Origin of the sequence: Streptomyces sp. NBC_00996, assembly GCF_045162675.1 — a bacterium.
Taxonomy (GTDB): domain Bacteria; phylum Actinomycetota; class Actinomycetes; order Streptomycetales; family Streptomycetaceae; genus Streptomyces.
The window spans coordinates 3216231-3241405 of record NZ_CP108723.1; the positions used below are offsets into that span (position 1 = coordinate 3216231).

Annotated in this window: 25 protein-coding genes, 1 other RNA gene and 2 pseudogenes; 10 read left to right on the forward strand and 18 right to left on the reverse strand. The window is 71.5% G+C overall.

All coding sequences use genetic code 11. The features are described from left to right. Nucleotides 1-177: 177 nt before the first annotated feature. The gene (locus OG390_RS15100; protein ID WP_406168243.1) at nt 178-909 is read right to left on the reverse strand and encodes a response regulator transcription factor; all 732 of its coding nucleotides are present in this window, start codon (nt 907-909) and stop codon (nt 178-180) included. A 423-nt stretch (nt 910-1332) separates the two neighbouring features. Between OG390_RS15100 and OG390_RS15105 the strand changes: the two genes are divergently transcribed. Then, nucleotides 1333-2223 carry a hypothetical protein gene (locus tag OG390_RS15105; protein ID WP_406168245.1) on the forward strand — a complete coding sequence of 297 codons (891 nt, stop codon included), beginning with the start codon at nt 1333-1335 and terminating at the stop codon, nt 2221-2223. Continuing rightward, nucleotides 2220-2720 carry a redox-sensitive transcriptional activator SoxR gene (gene soxR / locus OG390_RS15110; RefSeq protein WP_406168247.1) on the forward strand — a complete coding sequence of 167 codons (501 nt, stop codon included), beginning with the start codon at nt 2220-2222 and terminating at the stop codon, nt 2718-2720. The genes OG390_RS15105 and soxR overlap by 4 nt, the downstream gene beginning before the upstream one ends. Nucleotides 2721-2724: 4 nt before the next feature. On the opposite strand, the gene OG390_RS15115 is transcribed toward soxR, so the two are convergent. The 3 genes from OG390_RS15115 to OG390_RS15125 all read right to left on the reverse strand — a co-directional run bounded on the left by OG390_RS15115 (nt 2725) and on the right by OG390_RS15125 (nt 4013). Continuing rightward, a complete protein-coding gene (locus OG390_RS15115) occupies nt 2725-3318 on the reverse strand; it encodes an NADPH-dependent FMN reductase (protein ID WP_406168249.1) in 594 nt (197 codons plus the stop codon). A gap of 78 nt (nt 3319-3396) precedes the next feature. Then, nucleotides 3397-3660, reverse strand: coding sequence for a hypothetical protein (locus OG390_RS15120; RefSeq protein WP_406168251.1), 264 nt, complete (start codon nt 3658-3660; stop codon nt 3397-3399). After that, nucleotides 3657-4013, reverse strand: a complete 357-nt coding sequence (locus OG390_RS15125) for an RNaseH domain-containing protein (RefSeq protein ID WP_406168253.1) — start codon at nt 4011-4013, stop codon at nt 3657-3659. The genes OG390_RS15120 and OG390_RS15125 overlap by 4 nt, the downstream gene beginning before the upstream one ends. A gap of 55 nt (nt 4014-4068) precedes the next feature. Here OG390_RS15125 and OG390_RS15130 point away from each other — a divergent pair, with 55 nt between their 5' ends. From OG390_RS15130 to OG390_RS15145, 4 genes are all read left to right on the forward strand, one after another. Beyond that, nucleotides 4069-4944, forward strand: coding sequence for a hypothetical protein (locus tag OG390_RS15130; protein WP_406168254.1), 876 nt, complete (start codon nt 4069-4071; stop codon nt 4942-4944). Between the two features lie 74 nt (nt 4945-5018). Then, nucleotides 5019-6137 carry a hypothetical protein gene (locus OG390_RS15135; RefSeq protein WP_406168256.1) on the forward strand — a complete coding sequence of 373 codons (1119 nt, stop codon included), beginning with the start codon at nt 5019-5021 and terminating at the stop codon, nt 6135-6137. Further along, nucleotides 6134-7642, forward strand: a complete 1509-nt coding sequence (locus OG390_RS15140; protein WP_406168258.1) for a hypothetical protein — start codon at nt 6134-6136, stop codon at nt 7640-7642. Before OG390_RS15135 ends, OG390_RS15140 begins: the two co-directional genes overlap by 4 nt. A 17-nt stretch (nt 7643-7659) precedes the next feature. Next, on the forward strand, nt 7660-9012 hold the full coding sequence (locus OG390_RS15145) for an AAA family ATPase (protein WP_406168259.1): 1353 nt from the start codon (nt 7660-7662) through the stop codon (nt 9010-9012). A gap of 122 nt (nt 9013-9134) precedes the next feature. Here the strand turns inward: OG390_RS15145 and OG390_RS15150 are convergent. Then, nucleotides 9135-9782 (reverse strand): annotated as a pseudogene (locus OG390_RS15150) (Scr1 family TA system antitoxin-like transcriptional regulator); the annotation flags it as partial. A 168-nt stretch (nt 9783-9950) separates the two neighbouring features. Here OG390_RS15150 and OG390_RS15155 point away from each other — a divergent pair. Next, nucleotides 9951-10424: an ATP-binding protein gene (locus tag OG390_RS15155; protein WP_406168261.1), complete on the forward strand. Its 474-nt coding sequence runs from the start codon at nt 9951-9953 to the stop codon at nt 10422-10424. 10 nt (nt 10425-10434) lie between these two features. On the opposite strand, the gene OG390_RS15160 is transcribed toward OG390_RS15155, so the two are convergent. The 11 genes and pseudogenes from OG390_RS15160 to OG390_RS15210 form a co-directional block, all read right to left on the reverse strand. Beyond that, nucleotides 10435-10920 carry a hypothetical protein gene (locus OG390_RS15160; RefSeq protein WP_262057842.1) on the reverse strand — a complete coding sequence of 162 codons (486 nt, stop codon included), beginning with the start codon at nt 10918-10920 and terminating at the stop codon, nt 10435-10437. Next, complete coding sequence (locus OG390_RS15165) at nt 10917-11246, reverse strand: hypothetical protein (RefSeq protein ID WP_383245133.1); 330 nt, start codon at nt 11244-11246, stop codon at nt 10917-10919. Before OG390_RS15165 ends, OG390_RS15160 begins: the two co-directional genes overlap by 4 nt. Before the next feature lie 157 nt (nt 11247-11403). Next, nucleotides 11404-11853: a hypothetical protein gene (locus OG390_RS15170; RefSeq protein WP_406168264.1), complete on the reverse strand. Its 450-nt coding sequence runs from the start codon at nt 11851-11853 to the stop codon at nt 11404-11406. After that, the gene (locus OG390_RS15175; protein ID WP_406168265.1) at nt 11850-14276 is read right to left on the reverse strand and encodes an AAA family ATPase; all 2427 of its coding nucleotides are present in this window, start codon (nt 14274-14276) and stop codon (nt 11850-11852) included. The genes OG390_RS15170 and OG390_RS15175 overlap by 4 nt, the downstream gene beginning before the upstream one ends. Before the next feature lie 227 nt (nt 14277-14503). Next, the gene (locus tag OG390_RS15180) at nt 14504-16366 is read right to left on the reverse strand and encodes a DUF262 domain-containing protein (protein ID WP_406168267.1); all 1863 of its coding nucleotides are present in this window, start codon (nt 16364-16366) and stop codon (nt 14504-14506) included. 200 nt (nt 16367-16566) lie between these two features. Next, nucleotides 16567-16972: RNase P RNA component class A (gene rnpB / locus OG390_RS15185), an RNA gene on the reverse strand. Nucleotides 16973-17090: 118 nt separating this feature from the next. Further along, nucleotides 17091-17870, reverse strand: a pseudogene (locus OG390_RS15190) (DMT family transporter); the annotation flags it as partial. A gap of 76 nt (nt 17871-17946) precedes the next feature. Beyond that, entirely contained in the window at nt 17947-18777 is an 831-nt protein-coding gene (locus tag OG390_RS15195) for an AraC family ligand binding domain-containing protein (protein WP_406168269.1), read from the reverse strand. 76 nt (nt 18778-18853) lie between these two features. Beyond that, nucleotides 18854-19393, reverse strand: coding sequence for a TetR/AcrR family transcriptional regulator (locus OG390_RS15200; protein ID WP_406168271.1), 540 nt, complete (start codon nt 19391-19393; stop codon nt 18854-18856). Then, the gene (locus tag OG390_RS15205; RefSeq protein ID WP_406168273.1) at nt 19386-19799 is read right to left on the reverse strand and encodes a DUF4260 family protein; all 414 of its coding nucleotides are present in this window, start codon (nt 19797-19799) and stop codon (nt 19386-19388) included. Before OG390_RS15205 ends, OG390_RS15200 begins: the two co-directional genes overlap by 8 nt. Before the next feature lie 184 nt (nt 19800-19983). Continuing rightward, entirely contained in the window at nt 19984-20631 is a 648-nt protein-coding gene (locus tag OG390_RS15210) for a TetR/AcrR family transcriptional regulator (protein WP_406177677.1), read from the reverse strand. A gap of 87 nt (nt 20632-20718) precedes the next feature. Here OG390_RS15210 and OG390_RS15215 point away from each other — a divergent pair, with 87 nt between their 5' ends. Next, on the forward strand, nt 20719-22308 hold the full coding sequence (locus OG390_RS15215; protein WP_406168275.1) for an FAD-dependent monooxygenase: 1590 nt from the start codon (nt 20719-20721) through the stop codon (nt 22306-22308). A 29-nt stretch (nt 22309-22337) separates the two neighbouring features. On the opposite strand, the gene OG390_RS15220 is transcribed toward OG390_RS15215, so the two are convergent. Both OG390_RS15220 and OG390_RS15225 read right to left on the reverse strand, forming a co-directional pair. After that, nucleotides 22338-22484, reverse strand: coding sequence for a hypothetical protein (locus OG390_RS15220; RefSeq protein ID WP_406168277.1), 147 nt, complete (start codon nt 22482-22484; stop codon nt 22338-22340). Nucleotides 22485-22514: 30 nt separating this feature from the next. Then, on the reverse strand, nt 22515-23948 hold the full coding sequence (locus tag OG390_RS15225) for an RNB domain-containing ribonuclease (protein ID WP_406168279.1): 1434 nt from the start codon (nt 23946-23948) through the stop codon (nt 22515-22517). Between the two features lie 23 nt (nt 23949-23971). Here OG390_RS15225 and OG390_RS15230 point away from each other — a divergent pair, with 23 nt between their 5' ends. Further along, the gene (locus OG390_RS15230) at nt 23972-24334 is read left to right on the forward strand and encodes a hypothetical protein (protein WP_406168281.1); all 363 of its coding nucleotides are present in this window, start codon (nt 23972-23974) and stop codon (nt 24332-24334) included. A 39-nt stretch (nt 24335-24373) separates the two neighbouring features. Further along, complete coding sequence (gene yaaA, locus OG390_RS15235; protein ID WP_406168282.1) at nt 24374-25174, forward strand: peroxide stress protein YaaA; 801 nt, start codon at nt 24374-24376, stop codon at nt 25172-25174. Nucleotide 25175 lies beyond the last annotated feature (1 nt).

The following is a 25175-nucleotide window of genomic DNA, read 5'->3' on the forward strand; positions in this document are numbered from 1 at the left end:
CCCGTGCACAGAATCAATTCACGGGACATTACGCAGTAGCTTCTTCGGCGACCGCGCAAAGAACAAGCAGCTCTTTTCTAGGTTTTCACTAGGTTCCGGCGAGCGGCCCCTGAACGCGGACGGGCGAGGGTGCCGCCGCGACGCGGCGGCACCCTCGCCCTCCTGCTCAGACCCGGCTCACCACGCTGCGGCCCTCGACGGCCGGCCCAGCCCGTCCTCCGACGCGCTCACGCAGGCCGGCCGCGCCACGCTCAGCCGGAAGCCGATGCCGCGGACCGTCTCGACCAGCGACGCGATGCCCAGCTTGCGCCGGAGCCCGACCATGTGCACGCCGAGGGTCCTGGTGTCGCCGGCGCCGTCGTGACCCCAGACCTCCCGCATGATGTCCTCTCGGGTGAAGACCCGCCCCGGGGCGGACGCGAGGAGCGCCAGGATGTCGAACTCCTTGCGGGTGAGCGCCACTTCGCGCCCGTACACCGCGACGACGCGACTGCGCAGGCCGATCCGCACCGCACCCAGGTCACTGACCTGCTCGCTCGACGCGGCCACACTCTTCCAGGGCTGCCACGTGTCGCCGACGCGCCGGACGACCGCTTCCAGCCGGACCACGAGCTCCCGGGTGGTGCATGGTCGGACGACATAGTCGTCGACGCCGAGCTTGAAACACAGCACCCGGTCGAATTCGTCGTCACGCACGTCGGTGACGATGAGTGGCACCGAGGAAGCGGAACGTATCGCCCGGCACACCTCGAAACCCTCGGTCCCGGATAAACTGAGGTCGAACAGGATGGCGTCAACGTCCTGGGAGCGGGCGAGCACCGCGCCGAGCCCGTCCGCCTCCTCCACCCGGTGGCCACCACTCTTCAGATCTCTGGCCACCTCGACGGAGAATCCTCTGTCGCTTGTCACCACCAATATCAGCATGTAGGCCCACTCTCATCCAGATCCCTGCTCTTGGAATGCACCGGAAACGGCATGGCCATCGCCATGCCACAGGAAAAGGGGAGAGCACGGAAACACTTCGTTGGATTTCCGCACAGAGCGCGCATATGCGGGTTTGAATAGATGCGCCACACAAGCCCCCGTTCGCTAGCACAACTGGAGTCTAGGCGAGTGCCCAATCAGCCATCAAGATGGCCGGTGTGAGCTGCACCACCTCATGGCAGATCAATCGGAATATTACATACCGCCCCCTTGAGCAGGACGGTGTAAAAGGGGCGCTCCACGATATCGGACCGGGGCCGTACAGGGGCCGTACTGCCATCCGGGCTTAGCGAAAGCTTAGAACGGCGCGCATTGTCTGGGCCCGAGCGGGCTGCCTACGGTCGGGCTATGGACACGCATCACGTGGAACGGACAGCGGCGGCACGGCTCTGCGGCGGAGCCGGGTGCGCGGCCCGCGAGCCACGCCCCGCCCTCGGGAGGAGCCGGCTGTGCCACGTCTGCGCACAGCGCCTCGCCGCCGACCTGGAGCGGCTCCCCGGCCTCTACCGCTCCTGCGAGTCGATGCTCGAGAGCAGTCGGCACAGCGGGGTGACAGCCGGCGGCCGCGGCGCCGGCGGCCCGGTGCCCGGCATCCGCCTCAACACCCGGGCCGCCGAGGTGCGGGCGTCGATCCTCTCGGTGCTCGGCTCGTGGGGCGGACTGGTGGCGCACGAGCGCCGGGTCGCGACCCCGTCCCGCACGGTCACGGCGCTCGCCGACTTCCTGCGCCTGCACGTCACCTGGCTGGCGGCGCACGAGACGGCAGCCGACGCGAGCGGCGAGCTGAACCGGCTGGTCCACGCCGCCCGCCGGCTCATCGAGCCGGAGTCGGTCCGCCGGCTGGAGATCGGCGCGTGCGCCGAACCCGACTGCGTCGGCAGCCTGGTCGCGCGGGTCCACACCGGCGGCGCCGCCCTGTCGGACATCGTGTGCACCGCGGCACCCGCGCACCGCTGGCCCGCGGCGGAGTGGACGCGCCTCGGCCGCCGCCTCGGCGCCGGGAGCCGGCCGGGCGCGCCGGGGCGCACGGAGGGCACGGGCCACGCGGGAGGCACCCGGCGCGCCTCGGAATGGCTCAGCCCCGCCGAGGTGGCCCACCTGCGGGGCGTCCCCTCCGGGACCGTGTACCGGCTCGCCAGCGAGCACCAGTGGCGCCGGGACAAGCGCGCGGGCCGCACCTACTACTGGGCCCAGGACGTGGAGCGGACGTTCCACGCGACCGGACGGACGCCCCGGTGACCCGCACGGCCGGCTCGCCGCCGACCGGCTCCGTGCCGAAGCCCGCCCACCTCACCATCGGCGAACTCGCCGCTCGCAGCGGCGTACCGACCTCCACGCTCCGCTTCTACGAGCGCCGCGGCCTCATCGCCAGCGAGCGCACCCTGGGCAACCAGCGCCGCTACCCCCGGGACGTACTGCGCCGGGTCACCTTCATTCGGATGTCGCAGCAGCTGGGCATCCCGCTGTCGGAGGTGCAGGCCGTGCTGGGCCTCCTCCCGGAGGGTCGGACGCCCACGGCGGAGGATTGGGCGCGGATCTCGCGGTGCTGGCGGAAGGACCTCGACGCCCGGCTCGGACGCCTGGAGGAGCTGCGGGACCGGCTGGAGGAGTGCATCGGCTGCGGCTGCATGTCGTTCAGCAGCTGCCTTCTTGCCAATCCCGACGGCACCACGGACCGGAAGGGCGGCGGCGCGGGCCACGAGGGCAGGGGCCCGCGCCGGTTCACCCGTCCCTGAGCCGTCACACCGTGTACGGGCTGGTGGCGCGCGCCTCGCGGAGCGCCACCGCCCACCACCGCAGCCGGCCGATCATCAGCTTGGCCGCGCTGCCAGAGGTCTCCGCGTCGGTCGGCGTGCCGTCCGCGTCGAACTGCGACCAGGCGTTGTGGAAGCTGACGGTGTCCCGGATGGTGACGGAGTGGACCTCCGCGAAGACCGGGCGCAGTTGCTCGACGGCGCGCAAACCGCCGGCCAGCCCGCCGTAGGAGACGAAGCCGACGGGCTTGGCGTGCCACTCGACGTTGTGCCAGTCGATGAGGTTCTTCACCGAGGCCGGGAAGCTGTGGTTGTACTCGGGGGTGACGACGACGAAGGCGTCGGCCGCCGCGAGCCGCCCGCGCACCGCCTCGGCGGCCACGGCGGTCTCCCCGGCCGGCTGGGCGCCGAACCCCGGGAGGACCATGGGCAGGTCCACCTCGGCGAGGTCGATCGTGTCCACCTCCACGTCGGTGTGCTCGTTCAGCTGCTCGACGAACCAGCGCGCGACGACCGGCCCGAACCGCCCCTCCCGGACACTGGCGATGACGACGGCGATGCGCAGGTGCTTCTCGGGCACGGCTGTTCCCCCATGAGGTCGGCGGGTCCGACGGCTGTTCGACTGGGCAGCACGCTAGGAGTTGAACCGTGGTTCAGGTCAACCCCCCCGGCCGGCGCCGTACCGGATCGGCCCGTGGAGCGCGCCCAGTGGTCCCAGGGCTGTGCCGCGACCCACTCGGCCACCGGGGTGAGGCGCACGCCGAAGGTGCGCTCGACGGCGGCCGGGGACGGGGAGCAGGCCGGCCGCCCGGCCCGAGGCGGCGTAGTGGTAGATGCCGGCGACGCCTGCGGCGGCCGGGGCGCCGATGGCCCGGCCCAGGTCCTCCTCGAACCGGGCGACGTCCAGGGGTGCGTACGTCACCTCGCGGCCGAGGGTTCGTTTGCCCGATCGCCTCTGCATCGTTGCTGCCACTTCGGCGCCCCCCGCTTCCGCACGTCCTGCGCATGTGTCAGTACGAGCGTCGGGGTGCTGCGCAAGCTCGACAGCGTCTGCTTGATGAAGGCCGCCATGAGAGCCGCCTGGTCGGCGCTGGTCCTCTTTGCCTCGTCGCGTCCGGTCAACGCCTTGAGGAGTTCCGGATACGGAACCCACCCGTGCATGTCCGCCGACCTGCCGAGGACGCACTTCGCGCCCGGTCGGACGAGGATCGCGATCGGCGTGAACTGCTGCCTGCCCGTGGGCCCGTCGTGGCGGCGCTCCACGAGATGGAACATTGGAAAACATTGGAAGTTCTTGGCATAGATTGGCTCTTGCGCTAAGGTGCCCCTCATGGCGGCATCACTGGAGGAGCTCGAGCAGCGCCTGTCCCACCTGCGCACCGAGTTGCGCGGCGCCGTACGCGCCCGGGACAAGGCCGAAACCACGCGTATCCGTCGCGCTCTGCGCGAGGCGGAGACCGCATGGGAGCACGCTCTGGAGGCCGAGGCCGGACCGGACATCGAGACACTTCCGCCCGAAGCCGAGACTCGGACGCCGCCGAGGGCGACAGGCGAACCACGCCGCCAGGAGCGCCCCTCGCACGGCGCCATCCCAGTGCGCGAACAAGTCCACCAAGCGCTCACACTGCTGGGTGCTCCCGCGTCCCCGAAGCTCATCTCGTCCGCGTATGAGGCGTTCTTCACCGAGCCGCTCGTCGCCGCCAAGCTCGCGTCGCTCCGCCGGGACGAGGAACGCTCATTCACCGCACAGGGTTACGCCCGCCCGTACTACATCTGCGCGGCGCTGACCCACGACCGTCTCGTGCCCGCTCGCGGCCTTCTGGCCCTGTCCACCTGGCCCGTGGAACGGCGGATCATCACCCCGCTCAGCCCCCGGACCGACTTCCTCACCCATGCTGTCGGCACCGCCGAGCAGATCCAGCGACTGGCCACGGCCGGGCATCCGGCCCCGGACGCGGCCTGGCGGCTGCTGCGCCGGTTCGCCCTCACGATCCCGGGCGCCTGCGATTCCGCGGCCCCGGAGCCCGACCCCGCCCGCGTGATCGCCGCCGCCCAAGCCGAAGCGACCGTCCACCAGCAGGAGGACGAGCAACGGCGGCAGGCGGCGGCGCAGCGCGCCCGTACCCAACTCACCGACGCGCAAAAGCTGTTCGGTGCGGCACCGCTGCGTGATGCCCTGCGTGACGCGAGCGGCAGCATGCACTGACCTCTCCCGGCGGAGACGACCACGGTCGTCTCACTCGCCCGCACACCTCCGAAGACGTCCCCGAAGCAGAGACGATGCCCTCGCAGCAGTCCGATCCCCCCGACGACAGACTCGCGCGGCTACGCGGACCGCGCCCTCCCCAGCCCTACACCGCCCGCAAGATCACCGCCCTGACCGCCAACCCCGCCTGCGCCCGCCGCGCCGTCCTCGACGCCGCCGGGGTGGACAAGGCGTTACTCGCCCAGCAGGTCGGCTACGAGCCGCGCTTCGGCCAGTCGCCCTTCGCCCTCGCCCGCGAGCAGGCGTTCCACAGCCTCGTGAGGTGGGGCGGGTACGCCGAGCTCATCCGGCTGCTGCGCGAGGAGCTCTCCGTCCCCGTGGCGGAGGCCCATGTCGAAGACCTCAACGAGGTGGGAGGCAACAGCTCTCTGCCCGTACGGGAGCGCGAGACCCGCCGCCTCATCGCCCACGTCGCCTCCGGGCAGGACGTACGACTGATCCTCGACCGCCCCGTACTCACCCTCGAAGTCGCCGGACGGACGGCGTACCTCGAACCGGACGCCCTCACCCACCGCGTCGACGGGAGGTTCTACGTCGTCCTGATCCGCTCGTTCGCGGCGATCGACGGGCAGGCCAACCCGACGGCCGTGGCTCAGGCGGCCAAGCAGGCCGCCGTGTACGTCCTCGCCCTGCGCCACGCCTTCGACGCCGCGGGCCTGCCCGCCGAGCAGCTCGCCCACGACTTCCTGCTCGTCTGCCCGAAGGACTTCTCCAACCGGCCCTACGGTCGCCTGATCGACCTCCGGCAGGAGCTCGACGCCCTGCAGTTCCAGCTCACGCGGCTGCGGCGCGCCGAGGACCTGGCGGCGCAGCTCCCCGAGACGGCGACCCTGGACCCGGACCGGAGCTTGACCGAACTCTCCTCGTCCATAGAGGCGTTGGACGCGTCGTACACGCCCGCGTGTCTCTCCTTCTGCGAGATGGCGCGCTACTGCCGCGACGAAGCCGACGGATGCGCCTCGCCGGCCCGCCTGGGCAGCGCCGTGCGCAACGACCTGCCGGGCATCGACTCCACCCGCACCGCGCTCGACTACCTGGACGGTGTCACCGCCCCGGGAGAGGCCGAGACGGAAGCAGCCGACCTGCTGCGCGCCGCCGCCCGGCTGCGCCGACTCCGCCGGGGGGCCGCATGAGCGTCCTGTCCACCGTCGCGGCCATCACGGCATCCCGCACCGGCCACGCCGAGCCGCTGACCACCGTCCGCCACCAGCACCTGGACCAGAAGCCGTTCGTGCTGGTGCCGCTCACCCTCGCCGGAGAGGCCTGCGCTCCCCTGGCCGCCCTCGCGGGTACGGACCCGGCACATCCGACCCTGCTGACCGTCCGTCAGCCACGGAACCGCGCCGAACGGTTCCGGTTCGCCGAGCGTCTCGCCACACTGCTGCTGGCGCACATCGACGGATGCCGGACGGAGACGGAGCCGTACACCGTCGGCCGTGGCAAGGAGAAGGAGGAACGCCTGCGCTGCCTGCGGGCCCCGCAGCTCCTCGTGCCGAACGGCGAGGGCATCGCGTACATCCGCCTGCTCGGCCGTCTGACCAGGCTGCGCGTCACCGAAGGGTCGTACGCGGTGGCCCCGTCCGTGCCCACCCTCGGCAAGTGGCTGACCCGGTTCGCGGATCTGGCCGAGTTCCCGGACTCCAGCATGCTCCTCGCGATGACCCGGCAGCTCGCCGCGCACTGGGCGACGGGCCAGAGCCCTTCGGAGGACTCCCACCTCGCGTCCCTGCTCGCCTGGATCGCCCCGCCGGACGGCAGCGACGGCGCGCGTGCGGCGCGGGAGGCGGAGGACCCCGCCGTGTGGCCCCCCGCCGGCCCGGCCACGGACCCGGTCTTCGACCGGACGCTCCATGAGCTGATGACGCGCTACGACGAGGCGTCCGACGAGCGCGGACGCGAGGCGGTCGGCCGTCAGATCGACGGTGAGCTGCGCGGCCAGATGCTGCCCACCTGGCAGCTGATGTGGCGCGGTGTGGAACTGCTCCGGGACCTGCCGGAGGGCGCCCACGTCCCCGAACGCTGGGCCTTCGACCGGCGCCTGTTCTCCGAGTACGCCGAGTACCTGGACGCGGACGGCCGCCCGCAGGCCCGCCGCGACCACGCCGTCTCAGCCGCGCGCCGCCTGGCCCGCCTGGAGGACGCGGTCGCCCGCTACGAGGCACAGCGGGCCTACGACGATCCGCTGGTGATGGCGGAGTACGAGCTGGCGGGCGAGGCGTTCACGGGAACGGTGACCGCCAGGGACGAGCACCGGTTCGTCCCCGGCACCCGGCCCGGTTCCCAGGTGTGGCGACCGACGATCACCCTCCGCACCGACGCCCCCGTCGGCCTCGCGGCCGGCACGGAGGTGAGGTCCCCGGCCCACCCCGGCCAGGAGGGCCGGGTCCTCGAAGTACGGCAGCAGGACGACGCCTGCACCGTGGTGCTGGAACTCAAGGGCGGCTTCGCGAGAAAGCGCACGCCTCCGGCACCGCCCGGCACTCTCGCCGAGACCGGTGAGGAGCTGACGTACACCACGCTCAACCCCACCGCCATGCCCGCCTCGCTGCCCGCCGAGGAGGACACCCCCTGGACCCACGGCGGCCCGCCGCGACCGTACGAACCCACCGACGAGGACGCAGAGGAGACCTGGGAGTGACCTCCACCCTCCCCCGCATGGGAACCCACGATGGCCCCGATGACGGTCGCACCCCCGGGGAGCGCGCCGACCGGGCGGTCGCCGACATCCTCTCCAGCCTCGACACAGCACCGGGCCGCGGCGTCGTCGTGGACTCCCCGCCCGGCGCCGGGAAGTCCACCCTGGTCGTGCGGGCGGCCGGGCACCTGACGTCGGCGTGCCACCAGCTCATGATCGTCGCGCAGACCAACGAGCAGGTCGACGACCTGGTGGACCGCCTCGCACGCGAGCATCCCCGCCTGGCGATCGGCCGCCTGCACGCCGGCAGCCACACCCTTCCGCCGCGCGTCACCCGGCACCCCCACATCACCGGAAGCACCCAGGCGGCAGACCTGCGCGAGCTGCCCGTCGTGGTGTCCACCGCGAAGAAGTGGTCGTACGTCACCCCGGACAAATGCCGACCATGGCGCTGGGCCATCGTCGACGAGGCGTACCAGATGCGCTCGGACGCGCTCCTCGCGACGGCCCCGCTGTTCAGCGAGGACGACTCGCAGGTCCTCTTCGTCGGCGACCCCGGCCAGCTCGACCCCTTCGCCACCGTGGAGACCGACCGCTGGCACGGCCTGACCTGGGACCCCCTGCGCAACGCGGTCGACGTGACGCTCGCCCACACCCCGGACCTGGTACGCCACCAGCTCCCGGTCTCCTGGCGCCTGCCGGAGACGGCGGCCCCCCTCGTCGAGCAGGCCTTCTACCCCTTCTACCGGTTCGTCCCCGGTACGACGGCACAGGACCGCGTCCTGTCGTACGCCAGCCTTCCCCACGGCTCCACCCCGCTGGACGACGTCCTGACCCGCGCCGCCGCCTCCGGCTGGGGCCACCTGGAACTCCCCGCCCGCCACACCCTCGACCAGGACCCCGAGGTCGCCGAAGCCCTCGCGGCGACGGCGGCCCGGCTGTTGGAGCGCGGGGCGCTGGTCAACGGGGAGCCCCTCACCGAGGCACGCATCGCGATCGGCGCGGCCCGCACCGTGCAGGCGGACGCGGTCCGCACCCGCCTCGCCGACCGCGGCCTGACCGGCATCACCGTGGACACCGCCAACCGCCTCCAGGGCCGCGAGTTCGACGTCACCCTGGTCTGGCACCCACTGTCCGGCCGCCACGACGCCTCCGCCTTCCACCTGGAGACGGGCCGCCTGTGCGTCCTGCTCTCCCGGCACCGCTTCGCGTGCATCGTGGTGGCCCGCGCCGGCATCCGGGATCTGCTGGACCGGCATCCGCGGAGCAGTCCGGTGTACCTGGATGTGCCGCCGAAGTTTCCGGACGGCTGGCGGGCGCATCAGGTGGTGATGGGGCATTTGGAGCGGGGGGAGCACAGAACACATGGCTGACAGGCGCGCCCCCCGTCGTGCCGCAAGTGTTACCGAGAATGTACGACGGCCCTCCGTCATCGTCAGTGCTGCCGACGAACGCCGATATTCCTGCCGGTTGTTCAGCTCCTCGTCACATCGCTCACGACTTGTAGCGTCACGTTCCGCGGTGCGCTCAGCTCCAACACATGGTCGAACATCTTCCGCATCTGGTCCGGATCCCCGAACCGGCGCCGGAGGACGTGTTCTTCGACGATGAAGCTGAACGGCGTCGTCGGCCGCTCGAACAGCATCTGCTGACGCTCCATCCGCCGGGCCATGAAGTCCTCCAACAGGCTGTCCGGCGCCACTGGAACGGTCCCCTCGAACACCGCCCGCGCATACCCCTCCGACTGCAACAACCCCGGCACCAACCGGCACTCGTACGTACACAGGCTCACCGCCACCCGCTCCAGCCGGGCCCACTGCCGGAACCAAGCCGCGAGCCCCACATCCCCGCGCCCCCGCGTCACGTACTTCGACGCCTTCCGCAGCGCCCCCGTGTTGCCCAGCGCCTCCTCGGAGCGCTCCACCAACGCCAGGTCGGGCATCCGGCGCCCCAACTCCACCGACTCCACCGTGTGCTTGGAGAAGCTCACCAGGCCCGCGAACTCGGTTCTGCTGTACCCCGCGTGCTCGCGCAGTGCCTGCATGACCGCCCCGAACGTCCGCAGGCTGTCCGAAGGATCGGGCTCCCGATCCGCCTCGCCGCACGGCACGTCCTCGTCGTCCACCACACAGCCGTCGGTCATCCGCGGCCACCTCCGGTTCCGTACCCGCGCTGTTCGCCGTCCCACAGCCGACGACACCCAGCGTGACGCATGAACCGTCGTACCGTCCACGGAATGTGCCCGTACGCTGACACAGCGTACGGACCGCACCTCTGGAACGCGCCCACGCGCACCCGTCACGGTGGCCCCATGAGCGCAACTACAACCCAACTCGCCGCCACCGTACACACGTTCGCCCAGCTCCTGTCGTCCACCCGCCGCGGAGCCCGGCTCGCCCGTCTCCTCGCCGCCGAGCAGCTCCGCGCGTGGCCGGTGTCACCCGGCGTCACCGAGCGTGCCGAGCAGATCGTGGCCGAACTCGCCGCCAACGCCGCCCTGCACGGTCGTGTCAACAGTCGCGACTTCCGGCTCACCCTCACCCTCGGCACCACGGCCGACCTGCTCCGCATCGCCGTCACCGACGCCCGGGGCGAGCGCATCCCGTCACCGCCCGCGGACTGCGGAACGCCCCTGCACGCCGAGTCCGGCCGCGGCCTCCTCCTGGTCACCGCCCTCGCCGACCGCTGGGGCGTCGAGCCCTACCCGCCCGGCGGCAAAACGGTCTGGGCCGAATGCGCCTGCAAGGTCTCGGCCCGGACGTGCACGACGGACGAACCCGCGTGACAGCCGGTCGTCAGACGGCAACCACGTGCACGTCGGTCGGCGCGAGGACCGTCAGGTAGGCGTGGATGTCCCCCGGGTCGGTGGTGAAGATCACCGCGCTGCCGTGTCGGGCCGCTGCCAGGGCCACCCAGGCGTCCACCGCGTCCGGCCGCTTCTTCGCCGGCAGGGCCGCCCGCCCCAGAGCGGTGCCGATGCGCCGCCAGTCCGCGAGGTCCGGGCCCGTCGCGCAGGCCAGACACTCCGGACGGCCCGCCTTCGTCTCCCGCATGGGCGGCTCGGACGTACGGGCCTGAGGGACCGTGCAGTCCTTCAGGACGCCGGACAGGGCGTGCACCAGTGCGGGTTGGGGGCGCCACACCTGGGCGAGGACCGGTCCGAGCACCAGCGCCCGGTGCGGGACCGTGCGCAGTCCCTCGTGGAGAGCCACCGCCTTGGCCTTGCGGTCCGCGAGTGCGATGAGCATGCCGGTGTCGTAGACCGGCACCCGTGCGCTCACGCGGCGTGTCCCGGACGGCGGCCCTGCCGGTCCCTGCCCTGGACGAGACCCAGGGCCTCCTCCACCTCGCGGCGTTCCTGCTCCGTCAGTTCCGCGTGCGGTTCCGGGGCGGGTTCGGCGGGCAGCACACCCGCTGCCTGCTCCGCCCGGGCGATGAGCGCGTCCACCTCGGCGAACTGTTCCTCTATGGCATCGCTCTCGGCCATCTGGCGCGTTGCGGCATGCACCAGGTAGGCCGATACGTCCATGCCCACCCGCTCCGCGTGCTGTCTGATGCGTTCGGCCTGGTCCTGCTCCAAGCTGATGGTGATGCGCGCCTTCGCCATGAAGGCATCGTAATACGCGTATGACGGCAGTGCGAGTGCGGTCGAGGTGGGGAACCGCGCACGCCTCCTCTCCCCGGCGCCCCGTTCCGTACCGCCCCCGTCTACCGGCGTCCGCCGCCTGCCCCGCGCGGCGGACCTGCGGCCCGACCGGGATCCGTCACTGCGTCCGGGGCGCCAAAGCTTCGATCACCCGCTCGACGTCGTCCCGCCACGCACACAACTCCACCTGCGTGGGAGCCAGTTCGTATCCGTGGTAGTGGCAGGCCCGGCTGAGGCCGGCCCAGGTCACCGACCAGCGGCGGGCCGTGTCGGGGTCGGCGTAGGACTCCAGGCACAGGGCCTGGGCGTGCGGCGCGCAGCGGGCCAGCTGCGGTTTGCGGGCCTGCCAGTAGCGGCGCAGGGCCTCTTCGAGGGCATGGCGCAGCAGGAGTGCCACGGCGCGCGGCCAGACGCCGGTGGTGGAGGCGGTGGCCGTGCCGAGCAACCGGTCCGCGCCCGCGAGCAGTTCCTCGGGGGTCGAGGTGGACGGCGGCGGAGGCGGGAGGGCCGCGGGGAGCCGGGGCGGGCGGGCGGACGGGACGGGTGTGGCCGGGCGGATCGTGGTCACAGGGATCGCACCGCCTTCGCGAGGTCCGCGGTGCGGCGGATGATCTCCTCCACGTCGTCCACGGGCACGGCTTCGTGGGAGCCCCTGTTGCACCACCGGATGTGGTCGGTGGCCTGCTGGCCGTAGGCCCGGGTGAGGTCGGTCATGGCCTCGCCCACCCGGTCGGTCTCACCGTAGAGGGCGAGGGAAGCCAGCTCGGTGAGCTTGTGGGCCTTGGCGACGCGCTGCTCGATCTCGGCGTGCGGCAGTCCCGTACCGAGGAGCCGGCGTCGGGCCGGTTCGAGGAAGGCGGCCTCCAGTGCGGTGCGGCACAGGCCGGGCAGAACCCGCGCTACGACGTCGCCGGGCAGGTCGCGGGTCTTGGCGAGCGCCTTCGCGTCGTACAGGGCCTGCTTGACGGGGTCGTCGCCGGAGCGGACGCGTACGGCGGAGTGCTCACGGCGGTCGACGGTGAGGACGGTGGCGGGCAGCCGCAGGTACTTCAGGGCCTGCGGCAGGCGGGTGTCGTGCGTGAAGACGACGACCTGGCGGTGTTCGGCGAGGAGTGCGAGGACGCGGGCGAGGCCGTCCACCTTGGCGGGGTCCATGGACTGCACCGGGTCGTCGATGACCAGGAACCGGAAAGGGTTCTCCGGCAGGAAGGTGCGCGGAAGGAAGAGGGAGAGGGCGAGGGCGTGCAGTTCGCCCTGGCTCATCACACCGAGTGCGGGGGCGTCGATGTCGTCGACGGTCACGTCGAGAGCGACTTTGCGCTGTGTACCGGAGCCGCCGAGACGGATCGGGCCGAGGGCGACGTTGCTCTGCTGGCGCAGGTTGGACCAGATGTGCTGGGCGTCCTCGGCGATGGGCCGCATCCGCTCGGCGCGGATCTCGTCATGGGCGGCCTTCAGCCACTTCTGGGCGGCCTTGACGCGGGCCAGGCTCGGGATCGCCCGCTCGGCGGCGTGTGCCTTGTCCAGCCAGGCCGCGAGCGCCCGTGCGGCGTCACGCCAGGCGTCGTCCTGCTCGGCGAGGCTCCGCGCGGCCTCCTGACGGGTGAGACGCGCGGCGTCGGCCGCGGTCCGTGCGGTGTTCTCCGCGACGGACGCCAGTGCGGCCGGCTCGGAGACGGTACGGCACCGCAGCCAGTCGTCCCAGGCGGCGGCGATCTCGGGCGGCAGCCAGCCCGGAGGCGGCACGGCGAGATCACGGACGGCCTGGCCGGCCGCGTGCAGTTCCCGGCGTGCGGTGAGGGCCTGTTCGGCCTCGGCACGCAGGAGGCGTTCCTGCTCGGCCGCGTCCAGCGCCCAGTCCTCGTCCAGCCGTGCCGCTCCACCGCATACGGGGCAGGTACCGAGGTCGGGGTGGTCGCGGTGGTGGGCGAGAGCGCGGGCGAGGAGTTCGGCGCGTTGCAGCGCGTCCTCCGCGGAGGTGCCCCGCAGGTCCTCTGCGGCGGCGATCGTCTCGCGCAGCCGGGCCACAGCCGTGGCCACCGCCTCGGTGTCGGGTCCGGCCAGGGTGCTCCGGCGGCGCAGGTCGAACAGGAGCGACTCGTCCGCCGCACCGGTCCCGGCGGCCAGTTCGGCCGCCCGCGCGAGGTCCGGGCGCCGCCCGTCGAGTGCGGAACGGGCGGCCTGGGCGCGGGGGTCGTCGGTGTTGTCCAGCAGGGCGAGGAGGGCAGGGAGTTCGGCCTTGGCCTCCTTCGCGGGCGCGTCGTACTCGCGGGACAGGTCGCGCAGCCGCTTGTCGGCGGCGGCGAGCTGTTCCAGGCCGAGGATGGAGGCGACGGCGTCGTACATTTCGCTGGGCTTGCCGCCGATGACCTGGCCGAGTTCTGAGTACGACAGGAAGGGACGGTAGGTCGCCAGGTCCTCCTGCCAGCCGAGGTCCGGGAGGGGAACGGGGTCGTGGCCGGGCCGGTCGAGTTCGGCGGCGGAGTCGGCGACGTCGTCTCCGTGCCACGTGCGCAGCACGGTGGCGGACTCCGGGTCTCCGTCGATGCGCAACTCCACGGCGATCTGCGGTTCCTGGCCGTGGTGAAGGTTGCGCCAGCTTCTGCGCCAGATGTCACTGCGGCCGCGCCAGCGGGCGTTGTCGCCGGTCAGCGCGATCTCGGTGGCTTCCGCGAAGCTCGACTTGCCGGAGCCGTTGCGGCCGGTGACCAGCGTGAGCCCCGGGCCGGGGGTGAGCGGGAGGCGTGCGGTCCGGCCGATGCCGCGGAATCCGCTGACTGTGACGGACTGCAGATAGGCGCCCGGCATCCGTCCGCGAACCGGGCCGTCGTCCTGGAAGGCGGTGAGCAGGACGGCCTTGGCGCCCTCGTCGAGATCCGAGGCGGCGAGCCGTTCGGCGATGAGGAGAGCGAGGGTGCCGGGGGCCGCCGGCTGCCCGGCGGACTGCTGTGCGGGGGACGGCTCCGGAGCGGAATCGACGGATTCGGGCATGAAGTGAACTCCCGTGGAAGCGACGGCTGCGGAGGCGGCGGTCGGACAGGCGTACGGAGGCCGCGCAGCGTGAGGGGCACGGGCCCCACGGTGCAGTCGGCGTGACGTGTGGGCCGTGAGCTGTGAATGACCATAGCCCAGGCGCCCATAAGAATGGAAGTCATTGGAACTCTTTGGAAATCACTGGGAGCGGCAAGCGGAGGAACGCGAAGCCTCCCGCCCCGTACCTACAGACGCCACTCCTCAGCGAGCACGCCGATCAGTTCGTCCTGCCTCGCCCCCAGCAGCCCGGGGGTCCACTCGGCATGCTGAAGCACCTGGCTCGTCAGCGCGAAGGGGACCACTCCCCCGCGGCCGGTGAAGTACTTGGCCTTCTTCTCGGCGAAGTCGTAGTTCTGGGCGGCCGAGTTCTTCGCACGGTTCAACAGAACCAGGTTGCCGAGGCGATGCGTCCACCGGGCGCGCTGCTCCTCGTCGAACAATGCGGTCCACCGCGACCCGGACCCCGGGTTCTGCGGCAGGACATGCTCGACGGTGATGAGCCCATGGTTGTAGGTCACCCCCTGCCCACGAGCCAGCAACTCATCGAGGCGGAGGAGCACGTACTTGCGGATCTTGCCGACGAGATAGAGATCGCCGTCGAGCCTGGCGCGGGTGTCCGCCTTCTCGTCATCCGTCAGCTCGAGGGCGGGGGAATCGAGACCCTGTCCATCATCGAGTTGCCGGAGCAATTCGGCATAGCGTCTGACCCGAGGGGTGGTGTACTCGCGGCGGATGAACAGACTTGCCGACAGCCGCTCCAGCGCCCGCATGAACGCGTCGAGCCAGACCGGGTCGTGCTCATGGTGGCGCAACGCCCAGAGAGCGGCGGGTCGCCAGTCGTAGTTGTCGACCTGCTGGAGCCTCCGGAACCAGGCGTTGACCGCGTCCGCACCCGACGCCGACTCGTAACGCGCCTCCCGGATCCTGCCGTACGCGTCGGCGTACGGTCGGACGACATCGTGGACGAAGACCTCGGCCTTGCCGGGAAGGTAGCGGCTGAGCACCTGCTCCGGGAATTCCTTGAGCAGTTCCTGTTCAGCGCGCTTCTTGGCGAAGATCATCCGCAGATGGAGGAAGAGCTCGGCGAAGTCGTCGCGCCCGAGCATCTCCTCGGCGTCCTCCCAGACGGTGGCGCACTCGTCGGACGCCTCCGGTCCGAGATCGCCGATTATGCGCGACTTGAAGATGTCGGTCGGGGACAGGTCCAACCCCCGGGAGTTCATCACGCTGAAGATCCGGTGCGCGCTGTCGAGGTCGGGGGTACTGACGACGACCAGGAACGTCCGCTCGGCGAGCATCTGAGCCAGCCTCAGCCGGTCCTCCTCAGGCGAAGCCGAGAGGCTGCGGTACAGGACTGTCGCGTTGCGGAGAATGGCCTTCTGCGCATCGGTGCGCAGGGCGTCCTCCTTGAGCGTCAGCAGAGTGCCTACCGCGTCTTTCGTCTGCACGTACTTCCCGAAGAAGTCCGCGTCGCGACTGCGCAGGGTGAGCCGCGGTCTCGGCGCGAGCCCACGGATCTTGGCGCCCGGCTCCATCACCAGCCTGTCGAGGTCGCCGCGCAGTTCCGGATCCTCGGTGAGATCACGCAGGACCGACAGGAGGATGGTCAGGGTCGTGAGGCGCTGCTGGCCGTCGATCACGTCCGCCCTCGGAGCCCCTCCGTTCTTGACGAGCACGACAGATCCGAGGAAGTACGGTTCGTCCGTCCCTCGGTCCAGGGCTTCCTGCAGGTCTGTCAGCAGTTGAACCGCCTGCTCCTCCTGCCACGCGTAGGGGCGCTGGTAGTCGGGGATCTGAAAGTCGTAGTCACTGCTGAACACCTTGTGCAGGGGCATCTCATGCGCCTCAAGCTTTTGCATGCCCCCGATGATGGCGGAAAGGCCGAGCTTCCCGGCACCCGGTCGGCTCAGCTTCCTTCGATCGCGATGTACCCCCGGCTCACCGCAGCCCGCGCCAAATGGGCTGCGCGGGCCGACATGACGGCCAATGCCGAGGCCGCGTAATCTCGCCGGCCAACGCCGCCCCGATGCTTGCGGCTCCAGCGCCATGCTCCGACGGCAGTCCCGAACGCCCAGCCCAGAGGCCTCGCCCGCCCCTCGGCCCCAGGGACTTTTCAGGGGACTTTCAGCTCTGTCCAAGGGACTTCCGAGGGACTTTTCGCCGCCTGACGCGGCAAGCCCCCGAAAGATCGAAAAGAGCCTCCGACGCAGGTCAGAGGCCCTTCCTCAAGCAAAGCCGCAGGTGGCGGCAGACGAGTCGGGCTGTACGCCGGGTTCTGTCGCCCGGTCGCCTCACGGCGGCCGGGGAGACGGCCATCCATCTAGGACCGGCGTTGCCGCCGGCCTCGTGCGGTCTACCCGCGGACTCGGGCGGGCAGCCCTCGAACGTCCGCGCAGAGCCACCTTTTACAGCGGCTCCTCTTGACCTTGCTCCGGGTGGGGTTTACCTAGCCGCCTGAGTCACCTCAGGCGCTGGTGGTCTCTTACACCACCGTTTCACCCTTACCGAGGGCCGAAGCCCCCGGCGGTTTGCTTTCTGTGGCACTGTCCCGCGGGTCACCCCGGGTGGCCGTTAGCCACCACCCTGCCCTGTGGAGCCCGGACGTTCCTCGGGAAGGTCCACAAGGACCTCCACGCGGCCGTCCGCCCGGCTCGTCTGCCGTGTCGACCATGGTACCGGGCGTGTGGCCCGTCTCGGTCCGGCCGTCGCCGTTGCAAGGACCGAACCCGCCAGGATGAGGGTGAAGGCTGCGAGGGTGCCGGGCGTCAGGCTTTCGTCCAGGAACAGCGCGCCCGCCGCCACCGCGACCGCCGGGTTGACGTACGTGATCACCGTCGCCCTCGTCGGGCCCGCCTCCTTGATCAGTTCCAGGAAGGCCACGAAGGCGACCGCGGTGCAGATGATGCCCAGGCCAACCAGGGCCGACAGGACCTCGGCGGACGGCACCTCGGCGGGCCAGGTGGCCGCCGCTGCGGGCGCGTACACCAGCGCCGCCAGGGCCAGGCACGGGGCGGTGAGGTGGAGCGACGGTACGTCCTTGAGGTGGCAGGCGGCTATCACCGGTGCCGTCGCGTAGCCGACGACCGTCAGCAGTACCTCGGCCAGGGAGCGGGCGTCGCCGCCGGTCAGGTGCGGGACGGTGAGGACCGCGACGCCGGACAGGCCCAGGGCCAGGCCTGCCATGCGGCGGGCGCCGAGCCGTTCCGTGTCGCCGAAGAGGCGGGCCGCGGCGACGCCGACGATCGGCACGCCCGCGATCAGCAGGCCCGCGGTGGAGCTGGACAGGTGGCGCTCGGCGTCCGTGAGGGTCCACCAGGGGACCATGATCTCGATGCACGCGAAGGCCAGCATGGGGCGCCAGTGGGTTCGTACGGTCCGGGTCAGGCCGCCTTGGCGTATCGCGAAGGGGAGCAGCAGCGCGGCTCCCACCGCGCAGCGCGTGAACACCACCATGGACGGGGACACGCCGTCCACCGCCACCTTGATCATCAGGTAGGGGATGCCCCAGACCACTCCCATCAGGGAGAACAGGAACCAGCCACGTGCAGTCATGCGGGCAGTTTCGGCCGCGTCGGCGTCAGGTGTCTTGAACGCTGTTGCGCTACGCCGCCGGTGACACGCTCGTGCGTTACGCCCGCGGCGACACGCTCGCGCGATACGCCGCCGGAGTCACCCCGAGCACCCGGCGGAACCAGCGGGTGAGGTGTGCCTGGTCCGCGAAGCCCACGAGCGAGGCCACCTCCGCCGGTCGCAGCCCGGACTCCAGCAGCCCCCGGGCCCGGTTCACCCGGTGCTGGGCCAGCCAGGCGTACGGCGGTATCCCCATCGTCGTACGGAAGGCGCGCAGGAGTTGGTAGCGGGACAGGCCCAGGTCGGTGGCGAGGGAGGTGAGGGAGGGGGGTGCCTGGAGTTCGTCGGCCAGGCGGTCGCGTACGGCGTGGGCCATGTGGGCCGCTCCGGGGACCGTGTCGCAGGCCGGGCGGGCCGTGGAGTGGCGCCGGGCCAGGGCGGTGAACAGCCACGGGAGGCGGGACTCGGCCTCCAACGGGTCGGGGCAGACGCTCAGTTCGGTGTGTGCGGTGCGCAGGGCGGCGGCCAGTTCGGGGTCGTCGAGGAGGGGTTCGCGGAAGTGCGGGAGGCCGCCCAGGGTGCCCTCGGTGAGCAGGGAGGGCTCGGCGTACAGGGCCCGGTAGGCGAAGCCGTCGGAGGCGGCCGGGCCGCCGGTGTGCATCTCGCCGGGGGCCAGGACGACGATCGAGCCGGGGCCGGTGTGGATGCGGCCACCGCGGTAGTCGATGATCTCGGAGCCGCCGACGCAGACGCCGATGGTGAACTCGTCGTGGGCGTGCGGTGCGTAGCGGAACGTGTCGAAGCGGGCGGTCAGCAGGTCGAGGGGCCGGCCGTCACGGCCGAGGGTGGCCCGCGTCCAACGGGCCTCTTCGCGTACGGTCCCGCTCACGGTCGCCTCCCCTCCCCCGGTTACTGCTTGGTGCGCTCGCGCCTCGCCCGGCGGTCAATGGCCTTGGGCAGTACGCCTACGGGTGCAACGCCCGCGTTCCCCGTTTCCATGCCGCGTCGAGATCCGCGTCGTCCGGAAAACGCCCGTGGATCTCCAGGATCACCATGCCGTGGGCGAAAGCCCAGGTCGCGCGGGCCAGGTCCAGATCGCCTCCGCACGCCCGCATCAGCGGCGCGGCGGCCCGGTCCTCCAGGCCCGCCGGGAGGGACGCGCGCGGCAGGGGGCGCTCGGTGGCCAGGCAGTAGAGGTGCGGGTGGGCGAGGGCGTACGCGCGGTACGCCTCGGCCAGCGCGGGGAGCGAGCCGGGCTCGCGCGCGGCGGCGGCCTCCATCGCCTCGGCGGACTCGGTGAGCATCTGCGCGATCAGCTCGACCTCCACCGCCTGCTTGTCGGGGAAGTGCTTGTAGAGGGACGGGGCCTTGATACCGAGGTGCTCGGCGAGGGCCCGCATGGTGAGCGCGGCGGGGCCCGACTCTTCCAGCAGGGTCCGGGCGGCCGTCACGATCTCCTGGGACCGTGCGGAGCGTGCAGATCGTGCGGTCGGTCGTTCAGCCACGCTGGAAGCCCTCCTTCGTCCGCAGTCCGTATCCGAAGGCGCGATCGTACGAGATGTGGGCGAGCCAGCCGCACAGGGCCGCGAACGCGGGGGCCCAGGCCACGGGCCCGACCGTGTAGAGCCCTATGAGAGCGAGGGGGACGAGGGCCCGGTGCAGCGCGTTGTAGTACGGCACCGCGCGGGGCGGGAGTTGTCCCTTCGCCATGCGCGGCGCGTCGTCGAGGGCGACGAGGAAGGTCAGGTCCGGGAGGACGAAGAACGCGAGGGCGAGTGTGCCCGCGACCCAGCCGTGGTTCACGGCTTCGAGGACGGCGAACGCGGACCAGAACAGGGCGCCGGTGAGCCAGGCGATGCGGCGGAGCGTGGGGAAGACGGGGCGAGAGGGGGTGACGGTGTGGGTGCTCATGGCTGTCTCCTTGGACCGCAGGCGTCCAGCTAACGCCGTTAGCCACGACGGTATGGCTAACGGCGTTAGCCGTCAAGGATCGAGACAGAGTGAAGAGCTGCTCGCGACTGGACGGATGAGGACTCAGTCGGCTCGCACTGGGTGGGTGGACTCAGCCGTCGCCCACAACCGGGCGGGTGAGAACTCAGTCGTCGAGAGCGGGCGAGACGGCTCGCTCCAGCGCGTCGAACGCGGCACCCAGTCGTGCCGCGTGGTCCCCGGCGACATCGTCCGCACGCTCCCCCGCGAGCAGGCGGCGCGCCGAGGTGACGTAGACCGAGCGGTACGCGGCGACGGTCAGGGCGGCAACGAGGTGCGGGTCACGGAACTCGGCCGTCTCCCGCAGGGCGTCCGCGAGTGCGTGCTCGACCTCCTCGACGCCTTCACGGGCCCGCGCCCGCAGCGCCGGCGAGTCGATCACGACCTGCCAGAAGGCCGGAAAGTCGTCGTCGACCCCGGACAACGGATGCCTCTGGTCGAGGAGTTCGAGTGCCAGGCGACGCAGCGAGGCGAGCGGGGTCTCGCCAGGCCCGCGCCGCCGTACGGCCGCGGTGAACATCTCGACAGTCTCGGGGATGCGGTCGAGGAAGAGGTCCTCCTTGCGCGGGAAGTAGTTGAACACGGTCATGGCCGATACGCCCGCGGCCCGGGCGATCTCCGCGACGGTCACATGGTCGAAGCCGCGCTCGACGAACAGCGGCGTGGCGATGTCCGAGATCCGCTGCCGCGTCGCCCGCTTCTTGCGCTCCCGCAGGGGAAGTTCAGCACTTTCGTCCACCGACGCCTTCTCCATCACGGGAAAACTATAGCGGACATAAAATTTTAGTGACTACACTAAAGTCATGAACACAGACGTGTGGACACAGAGCTGGACACATCCATGAGCACCGTCATCGACATCGACTACGACGTGGTGGTGGCCGGCGCCGGGCCCGTCGGGTTATTGCTGGCCTGCGAGCTTCAGCTCGGCGGGGCCCGGGTGCTCGTCGTCGAGCGGCTGCCCGAGGTGGACGAGACGATCAAGGCGGCGGCCATCAACATGCCCAGTGCCGTGGCGCTCGACCGGCGGGGGATGCTGCCCGCCCTGGCCGAGGTGCAGGAGCGGGCGCTGAGCGGTTTCCGGGGGTTCCTCAAGGCACGCGGCGGCGGTGAATCGACGCCCCCGCCGCCCAAGTTCGCCGGGCACTTCGCCGGGATCATGCTGAAAGCCGGTCTGTTCGACGAGTCGGACCCGGCCTTCGCGGACATCGGCCCCGCCGGTGAAGTCGGCCTCGTCCCGCAGGCGGCCCTGGAACGGCTGCTCGCGGAGCGCGCGGACGGGCTGGGCGTGGAGCTGCGCAGGAACGTGGAGCTGACCGGGTTCGAGGCGGGCCCCGACGGGGTGACCGTGCACACCTTGCGTACGGACGGGTCCGCGCCGGAGGACATTCGCGCGGGCTGGCTCGTGGGCTGCGACGGCGGCCGCAGCACGGTCCGCAAGCTCGCCGGGTTCGCGTTCCCAGGCACGGCGCCGGAGATCACCGGCTATCAGGCGATCGTCGAGATGACCGGCTCCGAAGCGCTGAAGGACGGCTGGAACACGACGGACGTCGGGACGTACGTCCACGGCCCGATGCCCGGCCGCGTCCTGACCGTCGAGTTCGACGGGCCGCCGGCCGACCGCGAGACGCCCGTGACCGCCGAGGAGCTGCAAGCGAGCCTGCGACATGTCTCCGGGGTGGACGTCACGGTGACCAAGGTGCACTCCGTGACCCGCTTCACCGACAACTGCCGTCAGGCGACCAGCTATCGCGCGGGCCGGGTGTTGCTCGCGGGCGACGCTGCGCATGTGCACTCACCGTTCGGCGGGCAGGGACTGAACCTGGGTATCGGGGACGCGATGAACCTTGGCTGGAAACTCGCCGCGGTGGTGCGCGGGCGGGCGCCGCAGGGATTGCTGGACTCGTACACGGCGGAGCGGCATCCGATCGGCGCGTGGGTGCTCGACTGGACGCGGGCCCAGATCGCGCTGATGCGCCCGGAGTCGCACTCCCGCGCCCTGCGTGAGGTCGTCACGGACCTGGCGGAGACGGTCACCGGCACCACATATCTCGTCAAGAAGATCTCCGGCGTCTGGCAGCGGTACGACCTTCCCGGCGGCCACCCTCTGACCGGCCGCAGCGCACCCGACCTCGAACTCTCCGACGGCCGCCGCCTCGCCGACCTCCTCCACGGTGGCCGAGCACTGCTCCTGGACCTCTGCGACGACCCGAAACTCCGGGCCCGCACCGAGGGGTACGGCGACCGGCTGGACGTCGTCACCTCCGCCTGCCCCGGCCGACCGGCGCTGGCGGGGCTGCTCGTACGCCCGGACGGAATCACGGCGTGGGCGGCGGACGACACGGACGGCACGGTCGCCGAGCACACGGGGGACTCGCAGGAAGCACTCGTCCACGCGCTGGCCCGGTGGTGCGGAACGCCGGAGGTGTGACCCTTGCCCACATCGCGGCCGTCCGCCGCCTACTGCGCACCACCCACGAACCGGCCGAGAGCGAACTGGGCCTGGCCCTCGGCGCCCAGACCGACGTCACCCTCGAACTCACCGCCCCAGTACGGCATGTCACCTTCCTGGGACGGGAGCGGCCCGTACGTCTCGAGCGCCTGCACGCGGACGACCCGACGAGCTCGCTTCCGCTCTCACGCGGGCGCGAACAGCACCTTCGCCACTCCCGGGTCCGCCTGGGTGAGCCGTACCCGCAACCGCTCCCCCAGCGGCAGCCGGGACGTGCCGCCCGCGATGCGGGCGAAGACGGGCGGGGACTCCAACTGCACGGTCCCGACGGTGGGTTCGTGCTCCTGTACGTCGACCACGCAGCCCTCGAAGATGTCGCCCACGCGGTCCTTGAGCAGCGCGGCCTCCACGATGTCCACGCACTCGCGCTCGACGGTACCCGCGCGCCGGGCGCCGTCGGCCATCTGTCCGGGGAGGGCGTCGAGGGCCGCGAGGACCCACTCGGGGGGCGGCTGATGCGCGGCGGCCGCGAGGCAGAGCTCCGAGGCGTAGCGGTCGGCGAGGCGGCGCAGAGGGGCCGTGCAGTGTGCGTAGGGCGCGGCCACGGCGGAGTGGGAGGTGACCTCCGGGAGGGCGCCGTCCCGGAACACCGTGTAGCCCGCGCCGCGGAGCAGCGTCGTGCACTCCTGGAGGAAGGCCGCGTGGTGCGGCCAGTGCGGGTCGAGGGAGCGGATGAGCTCCGCGTACGAGACATGGTGCGGCCAGTCGATGCGGAGGGCCTTGGCCGTACGGCGCAGCCGGCCCACCGCGCCGTCCGGGGCGGCGGGCAGCGTACGCAGGATCCCCGTCCCGTGCGAGAGCATCAGCTCGGCCGCCGCCATCCCGGTGAGAAGGGAGAGCTGCGCGTTCCAGTGCTCGGCGGGGAGCGGGGCGCGGTAGACGAGTTCGTACGCCCCGTTCTCATCGACGATTTCCTGCTCGGGGACGTTCAGCGAGATGCCGCCGCGCTCGACCTCCAGTCGCTCACGGGCCTGACCGATGTCCTTGAGGAGGGCCAACGGCTCGTCCGCCGTCCCCTCCCCGATCTGCTTCTGCACGTGCGTGTAGTCGAGTTTGGCGCGGCTGCGTACGAGGGCACGGCGTACGTCGGTCGCCTCCGTACGGCCGTCCGAGTCGAGGTCGATCGTCCACAGCACGGCCGGGCAGGTCTGGTCCGGGAGCAGACTGGCGGCCCCTTCGGAGAGCTGGGTCGGGTGCAGCGGGACCTTCTCGTCCGGGAAGTAGAGGGTCATGGCGCGACGGTGGGCCTCGGCGTCCAGGGCGCCGCCCGGTGCGACGAAGGCGCCGACGTCGGCGATGGCGTACCGGACGCGGTAGCCGCCCCTCTCGCGGCGCTCGAGGTGCATCGCCTGGTCGAGGTCGGTGGACGTCCGGGGGTCGATGGTGAAGAGGGGGATGTCCGTCGCGTCGTAGGAGGGCAGCCGGGGTGGCCGCGCGGCCTCGGCGAGGACGTCGGGCGGGAAGCTCTCCGACACCCCCAGCCCGGTCCGCAGCGCGCGGAGGGCGGCTCGCAGGGGGGCCTCCGGTGCACCGGTGACACGGATGTGGCGGCGAGGCATAGGGCGAGCGTAGGACGCGCTCCTTGACCCGGCACCCCGAGTGCGCCCGGGAACCCGAGTTCACCCAGCACCCCGGGTTCACCCGGCACCCCGAGTGCGCCCAGCACCCCGAGTTCACCCAGCACCCCGAGTTCACCCGGGAACCCGAGTGCGCCCAGCACCCCGAGTTCACCCGGCACCCCGAGTGCGCCCAGCACCCCGAGTGCGCCCAGCACCCCGAGTTCACCCAGCACCCCGGGTTCAGCACCCCGAGTGCGCCCAGCACCCCGGGTTCACCCAGCACCCCGGGTTCACCCAGCACCCCGGGTTCACCTGGCACCCGGAGTGCGCCTGGCACCCGGAGGCCGCGGGGCACTCCGAATTCACCCGGCACCCCGAACGCTTAGGCTGGCGCCGGGCCACACCACCGTTAGGAGAACCACACCGTGCTCGTGCTGCTGCCGCCCTCCGAAGGCAAGGCGCCCTCCGGCCGGGGAACCGCGCTGAAGCTGGAGTCGCTGTCCCTGCCGGGCCTCACCGAGGCGCGGCAGGCGGTCCTCGACGAGCTGGTCGAGCTGTGCGCGGCCGACGAGGAGAAGGCCCGTGAGGTGCTCGGACTGAGCGAGGGCCTGCGCGGCGAGGTCGCGAAGAACGTGGACCTGCGGACGGCGGGCGCCCGCCCGGCCGGGGAGATCTACACGGGCGTCCTCTACGACTCCCTGGACCTGGCCTCCCTGGACACGGCGGCGAAGCGGCGGGCGGCGCGTTCGCTGCTCGTCTTCTCGGGGCTGTGGGGCGCGGTCCGGGTGACCGACCGGATCCCCTCGTACCGCTGCTCGATGGGCGTCAAGCTGCCCGGGCTCGGGGCCCTGGGCGCGCACTGGCGTACACCGATGGCCACCGCACTGCCGGAGGCGGCCGGCGACGGGCTCGTGCTGGACCTGCGGTCCTCGGCGTACGCGTCGGCGTGGAAGCCGAACGGCGAGCTCGCGGGGCGGACGGCGACCGTGCGGGTGCTGCACTCCCAGCTGGTGAACGGGGTCGAGAAGCGTTCCGTCGTCAGCCACTTCAACAAGGCGACCAAGGGCAAGATCGTACGCAGCCTGCTCAGCGCGGGCGCGGCGCCGAAGGGCCCGGCGGAGCTGGTGGAGGCGCTGCGGGACCTCGGGTACGCGGTGGAGACGGAGGCTCCCGGTAAGGCGGGCAGGCCGTGGGCGCTGGACGTGGTGGTGACGGAGATCCACTGAG

Coding starts and splice junctions, on each gene's coding strand:
- OG390_RS15225 (WP_406168279.1), bottom strand. CDS start 23,948: ATGCCTCGCCGCCACATCCGTGTCACCGGTGCACCGGAGGCCCCCCTG.
- OG390_RS15130 (WP_406168254.1), top strand. CDS start 4,069: ATGGCGGCATCACTGGAGGAGCTCGAGCAGCGCCTGTCCCACCTGCGC.
- OG390_RS15175 (WP_406168265.1), bottom strand. CDS start 14,276: ATGCCCGAATCCGTCGATTCCGCTCCGGAGCCGTCCCCCGCACAGCAG.
- OG390_RS15205 (WP_406168273.1), bottom strand. CDS start 19,799: ATGAGCACCCACACCGTCACCCCCTCTCGCCCCGTCTTCCCCACGCTC.
- OG390_RS15135 (WP_406168256.1), top strand. CDS start 5,019: ATGCCCTCGCAGCAGTCCGATCCCCCCGACGACAGACTCGCGCGGCTA.
- OG390_RS15125 (WP_406168253.1), bottom strand. CDS start 4,013: ATGTTCCATCTCGTGGAGCGCCGCCACGACGGGCCCACGGGCAGGCAG.
- OG390_RS15165 (WP_383245133.1), bottom strand. CDS start 11,246: ATGGCGAAGGCGCGCATCACCATCAGCTTGGAGCAGGACCAGGCCGAA.
- OG390_RS15180 (WP_406168267.1), bottom strand. CDS start 16,366: ATGGCGCTGGAGCCGCAAGCATCGGGGCGGCGTTGGCCGGCGAGATTA.
- OG390_RS15210 (WP_406177677.1), bottom strand. CDS start 20,631: ATGGAGAAGGCGTCGGTGGACGAAAGTGCTGAACTTCCCCTGCGGGAG.
- OG390_RS15105 (WP_406168245.1), top strand. CDS start 1,333: ATGGACACGCATCACGTGGAACGGACAGCGGCGGCACGGCTCTGCGGC.
- OG390_RS15140 (WP_406168258.1), top strand. CDS start 6,134: ATGAGCGTCCTGTCCACCGTCGCGGCCATCACGGCATCCCGCACCGGC.
- OG390_RS15145 (WP_406168259.1), top strand. CDS start 7,660: ATGGGAACCCACGATGGCCCCGATGACGGTCGCACCCCCGGGGAGCGC.
- OG390_RS15155 (WP_406168261.1), top strand. CDS start 9,951: ATGAGCGCAACTACAACCCAACTCGCCGCCACCGTACACACGTTCGCC.
- OG390_RS15215 (WP_406168275.1), top strand. CDS start 20,719: ATGAGCACCGTCATCGACATCGACTACGACGTGGTGGTGGCCGGCGCC.